The 1,895-nt window shown below is 70.0% G+C and carries 2 protein-coding genes; both read left to right on the top strand.

The window, feature by feature from the left end; all coding sequences use genetic code 11:
- Window positions 1-1,428: C39 family peptidase (locus tag KDB67_RS17620; RefSeq protein ID WP_291018358.1), on the top strand; the 1,428-nt coding region annotated here is incomplete at its 5' end.
- The coding region (locus tag KDB67_RS17615; protein ID WP_291018355.1) for a hypothetical protein at window positions 1,425-1,895 on the top strand (471 nt) is incomplete at its 3' end. The genes KDB67_RS17620 and KDB67_RS17615, both read left to right, overlap by 4 nt.

The following is a 1,895-nucleotide window of genomic DNA, read 5'->3' as shown; positions in this document are numbered from 1 at the left end:
GCATTGAACGGTGATGTGGTCCTGCCCTTCGACCGGACCCGGCCGACGGTGTCGCAGGACACCGGCTGGTTCTGCGGTCCGGCGGCCGCTCAGCAGGCGCTGATCGTGCGCGGTCTGCGCGTCGACGAGGCGACCTTGGCCCGCGATCTCGGCACGACCGTGAACGGCACCGACCACGTCGGCCTGGTGCGTGATGTGCTCAACCGGCGCCTGGGCAATCCCGGGTATGTGGTTCGCGAGATCGCCGATCCCGCCTCCACCGGGGCGACCGAACGGTACTTCGACGACATCATCGGGTCGGTCAACGCCGGGTATGGCGTCGTCGACAACATCATGGTGCCGCCGAGCAACTATCCTCGCGGAGCTCGTGGCGAGAATGTCGGGTACTCCGGGGGTTTCGTCTACCACTACCGGTTCGTCGCCGGCTACAACCTGGCGCGTCGGGAGATCCTCGTCGTGGACTCCGGTTTCGCGCCGAACATCTACTGGCAGTCGGTCGATCAGGCCGCGACGTGCGTGGCCGGGAAGGGGTACACGGCGTGCCCGATCGGTGCTCCTGCGCCCACACCGGTGGCGCCGGACGGTGTGACGGCCGAGGTGCTGTCCGAAGCGATGGGCGCCAGTATGTCGGTGGCCCGGTACCGCGAGCTGCTGCCGGCGTTCGTCGAGTCGATGCGCCTGGCGCAGATCACCACCCCATTGCGGGCCGCTCACTGGTGCGCGCAGATCGGGCACGAGTCGGCCGGTCTGCGGCACCCGGCCGAGCTGTGGGGTCCGACGCCCGCCCAGCGTGGGTATGAGGGTCGCGCTGATCTGGGCAACACCGAGCCTGGTGACGGGTTCCGGTTCCGTGGGCACGGGTGGCTGCAGATCACCGGCCGCCATAACCACGCCCAGGTATCGTTGTGGGCGTTCGCCAAGCGTCTGGTGACCTCGCCGACGTACTTCGTCGACGAGCCCAACGAACTGGGCAGTGACCGGTTCGCGGGTCTGGGTGCGGCCTGGTACTGGACGATCGCCCGCCCCCAGCTGAGCGCGCTCGCTGACGCCGACGATGTGGTCGCGGTGACGCGGGCGATCAACGGAGGTACCAACGGCCTCGATGACCGCCGCCGGCGCCTGGCGATCTGCAAGGCGCTGGGCCCACGACTACTACCGACTCAGAAGGGAACGATCATGTCCGATCTGGCTGCCGAGGAGCTGACCAAGAGGTTACCGTCCCGCAGCAAGTACCGCGCCGGTGACGGTCTCGTCGACACCCTGGCTGGGTTCGTGCTCAACATCGACGCCCGCATCCACGAGGAGTTCGTGGAACGCAATGCGCTGCTGGGTGATCCGGCGTGCATCGTGCTCATTCGCCGCGAGGCCGCCAAAGGGGACGCCGGCGCGGCGGGTGTGCTCGCGCAGATCGATGGCGGCGCCCGGTGAGCGCGGCACTCGCGACGGCGATCGAGGACGCCCTCGCCGCCGCGTTGCAGGCGCAGCCGTGGTGGCGGCGCTGGTCGAACACGATCTGCGCGTTCGCCTCGGCCACGGTCACACTCGGGACGTGGGCCACGGCGACCTGGACGGGTATGCCGCAGACGGCAGCGACCGTGCTCGGCGCCGTGGTGATGGTTGCCGGGGTGCTCGCCCAGCGCGCCACCCGCAACGGCTTGACGCCGCGGGGCAACGCCGACGTCGCGACCGCGTTGCGCGGGGTCGCTCCCCGGTCGGCGGCGCCGCGGTACACCGCCGGTGATCTGATGGCGATGCGCGCGCAGCGATTCGCAGATGACGTGGCTGGGACGGTGGTGGACAGGGCGCGCGCGGCGGGCTGGTCCGAGCACGATCCGCGTTACCTCGGACTCGCGGCGGGCGATGCGGCGCAGGCGTTTCTGGCGGCTGTCGGCGGG

Origin of the sequence: Gordonia sp. (in: high G+C Gram-positive bacteria), from assembly GCF_020438995.1 — a bacterium.
Lineage (GTDB): Bacteria > Actinomycetota > Actinomycetes > Mycobacteriales > Mycobacteriaceae > Gordonia.
Note: the sequence above shows the minus strand (reverse complement) of the source record. Positions and strands in the feature narration are given on the sequence as shown.